The organism is uncultured Clostridium sp., assembly GCF_947036855.1.
GTDB lineage: Bacteria > Bacillota > Clostridia > Clostridiales > Clostridiaceae > Sarcina.
Map to the genome: position 1 here is coordinate 1 of NZ_CAMQRY010000190.1, position 3,407 is coordinate 3,407.

General features: G+C 30.6%; 2 protein-coding genes and 2 pseudogenes. All 4 read right to left on the bottom strand.

What is annotated here, in order from left to right; all coding sequences use genetic code 11:
* A pseudogene (locus Q0V15_RS12525) lies at positions 1 to 437 on the bottom strand (hypothetical protein); the annotation flags it as partial.
* Positions 438 to 594: 157 nt separating this feature from the next.
* Complete coding sequence (locus Q0V15_RS12530) at positions 595 to 1,320, bottom strand: carbohydrate deacetylase (protein ID WP_297439480.1); 726 nt, start codon at positions 1,318 to 1,320, stop codon at positions 595 to 597.
* Between the two features lie 29 nt (positions 1,321 to 1,349).
* Positions 1,350 to 2,678, bottom strand: a complete 1,329-nt coding sequence (locus Q0V15_RS12535; protein WP_297439481.1) for a 6-phospho-beta-glucosidase — start codon at positions 2,676 to 2,678, stop codon at positions 1,350 to 1,352.
* A gap of 188 nt (positions 2,679 to 2,866) precedes the next feature.
* Positions 2,867 to 3,407, bottom strand: a pseudogene (locus Q0V15_RS12540) (hypothetical protein); the annotation flags it as partial.

Genomic DNA, 3,407 nt, shown 5'->3' on the forward strand with positions numbered 1-3,407 from the left:
TTTTTATCTTTATTTACCCAAGATAAAAATACTACTGAATGTGTATTCCCAGCAAAAGCAATATCTCCAGCTTTTAATTCATTTAAGTTAGTTTTTCTTGTCCATCCATTATTACCTAGCCAATCACCTAAATTAGATGTATATCCAATGCTATGTGGTACTTTATACCCAGCACCTCTTAAAAGACTCGCTACATAAAATGTACAATTATTCTTTCTATCACCATTATGTAATCTAACTGCTGTATCCCATGCATGTTCTCTATTGTTTGAACTCTGAACATAATTGTATACGCTTGAATTATGATTTGCCAATAAAACTTGGCTTTCTACAGGTTTTATATCTGTCTTATGTTCACTAGCTTGTACACCTGTTCCTATTCCAACTGTTCCAATAGCTAAACTTGCCATTATAACTACTAATTTTCTTTTGTTCATAATTTGCTCCTTAAATGTAATCTTTAGTTTCCTTTAGTTTACCACTTTTATATCATTTTTCCAAATTTAAATTAAAATGATACTATTATGACTTGATTTTAATTATTTTTTATTAACTTCAAAATATAAGGAGCATGATTACTCATGCTCCTATATCTTATATTTGTCTATAATTTATAATTTCTATATTATTTCTTTCAAGAATTTCTTTAACTCTTTTATCTGTTAAGACATCATATTCTTTAAGTCTTCCCTCTTGATATGATGTTGAGTTACATACAAAGCTATCTAAGAAACCAGGATGCGTCATCATATCCATTATCCCTTTTTCTTTAATTTCATTTATAGCTCCTTCAAACCATTCAACAGAAACGCTATCTTCATAAAATTTATTTGTAAAATCTACTGTTGGTACACAGTCTATTCCATCAAGCTTATGCCTCATTGGAAGATTATATTTTTCTGCTATCTTTTTAACAACAGGTCTAAATTTTTCTTGTGTATGTGCAAAATGATGTGAATCTATATGCGAAATATATATTTCTTTTTGTGCCTTATCAATTTGTGCACACCACTCATTATATAATTCATCTAAATCAAAATTTTTAACTACTTCTGGTTTAAGTCTTTTAAAAAAATATCCATTTTCATCTACTAGTGTTTTATGAGTTGTTAGAAGTGGCTTATAACAGCTAAGTGTTAAGTGAACTCCACAAGCTAATGTTTTTGTTTCATTTAAAAGTCTTACACCATCATCAAATCCTGGCATATTAGCCATTATAGTTGTTGAACTTACTACTCCATTTTTATGTGCTGAAACTATTGCTGCATTTATCCCTGGTGAATATCCAAAATCATCTGCATTTATTATTAATTTCCCCATATAAAATTACCCCTTTTCACTAAAAAATTTTATTTTTCAAGCTCTGCTATTTTCTCTGAAAACTTTGGAAGATGGTCTTTATGTGCTACAAGCAGTTCATCTATTAATATTTTAGCCATCTCATCTGATGGAGTAAGTGGATTTATTGTAAGTGCTTGAAGTGCTATATTATAATCTCCAGTAATAGCAGCTTTTCCACTTAATCTTTCAAATGCTTTTATCTGACTTATTAATCCTTGAACTCCTATTGGTAAATGTCCAAGTGCTAGTGGCATTGGTCCTTCCTTTGTTATAACACAACTTATTTCAACTGCATCATCATAAGCAAGACTAGGAATCGCCCCTTTATTTTTTGTATTAACTACTTGAATATCTTTTTTATCATTATAAATAGAGTTTATAAGACTACAAGCTGCATCACTATAATAAGCTCCACCTCTTTGTTCAAGTTGTGGTGGTTTAATATCTAAAGTTTCATCTTTATATAATTCAAATAATTCTTTTTCTAAGGCTTTAACAACTTCTGCTCTCGTTCCATTTTCTTTAAAATCTTCAAGCTCTGCTATAAGCATTTGCTCTGATTTATAATAATACCTATGATATGAGCAAGGTACGGCACCTAAACTCTTAACAAAATCTTTATTAAACTTTTTAGCTTTAATATTTTTCATTGTTGTTGTAGAATCACCAAACTTACTTAGAACTTCTTCTAAAACATCAACTCCATCAATTCTAACTCCAACTCCATAAACCATATGATTAAGTCCTGCAAAGTCCATATCTACTCTTGATATATCTACACCCATAAGGTCTGCAACACCTTTTTTCTCTCCTATTGGAACATTACAAAGTCCTATAAATTTTCTAAAGTTTGTATGCTCTAAAACTGCTTGTGTTACCATTCCTGCTGGATTTGTAAAGTTTATCATCCAAGCCTTTGGACATAATTCTTCAATTTCTTTTATGATATCTAAAATAATTGGAATTGTTCTAAGTCCTTTAAATAGTCCACCAGCACCATTAGTTTCCTGTCCTATAACACCATGAGATAACGGAATTCTCTCATCCTTAATTCTTGCATCAAGTAGTCCAACTCTAAACTGTGTAGTAACAAAATCTGCATCAACTAAAGCTTCTCTTCTATCAAGAGTTGAGTAAACCTTAATATCAAGCCCTGATTTTTGTACCATTCTTCTCGCAAGATTTGTTACAATCTCCATTTTTTCTTTTCCAGCCTCAACATCAACAAACCATAATTCTGATATTGGAAGTTCACTATGTCTTTTTATAAAACCTTCAACAAGCTCTGGAGTATAAGATGAACCTCCACCAATAGTTACAATCTTTAATTTCTTCATATTCATAATCCCCTCTTCACTATTTCCATATTATGTATTTATTATAATATAAAAATTAACATATAATTCAGTTTTTTTAAAAGGTTTTCAAACTGTTTATATTTGTATATACAACTTTATACCTATTTTATGTTTTCAACCTAAACTAACTATATAGAATATCCTTTTTCACTTTTAATCAAAATTTACTATCTAATTACTTCATCAATTCCAAATTCCATATGCCCTGTTGCATAAGCACCACCTTCAACATTTACAATAGAACCATTAGTTTTAAAAGCACTTGCGAACCCTTTAGCAAGATGTTCTATCATCATACTTTCTGCTCCAAATCCAAATCCTGCATATATCTCTTTAGATACATTTATGACTCCTACATTATTACTATTAATGCTATAACTTATAAGAGATACATTACTAACTATTGAGCCAAAATCTTTTAAATTTCCAAAAACTGACCAAGGTTTTTGAAGTTCTTCTTTGCTTCCAGTAATAGTTTTTGTACGTACTATATCGGGAGCTGCATCATACATTGAAATTGTATAAGATATCTGTTCAACCTCTGGCTTAACTGGTTTTTCTATTTCTGGTTCTACAGGTTTTGGAATCTCTGGTTTAGGCTTTTCAACTTCTGGCTTTTCTAAAACTGGTGGTTTTTCTATCTCTACTTCTGACTTTGTTTCTTCTACACTTTCTACTTCCGCTGCCTGATTTTCCTCTTTGCCCTCA

Coding starts and splice junctions, on each gene's coding strand:
- Q0V15_RS12530 (WP_297439480.1), bottom strand. CDS start 1,320: ATGGGGAAATTAATAATAAATGCAGATGATTTTGGATATTCACCAGGG.
- Q0V15_RS12535 (WP_297439481.1), bottom strand. CDS start 2,678: ATGAAGAAATTAAAGATTGTAACTATTGGTGGAGGTTCATCTTATACT.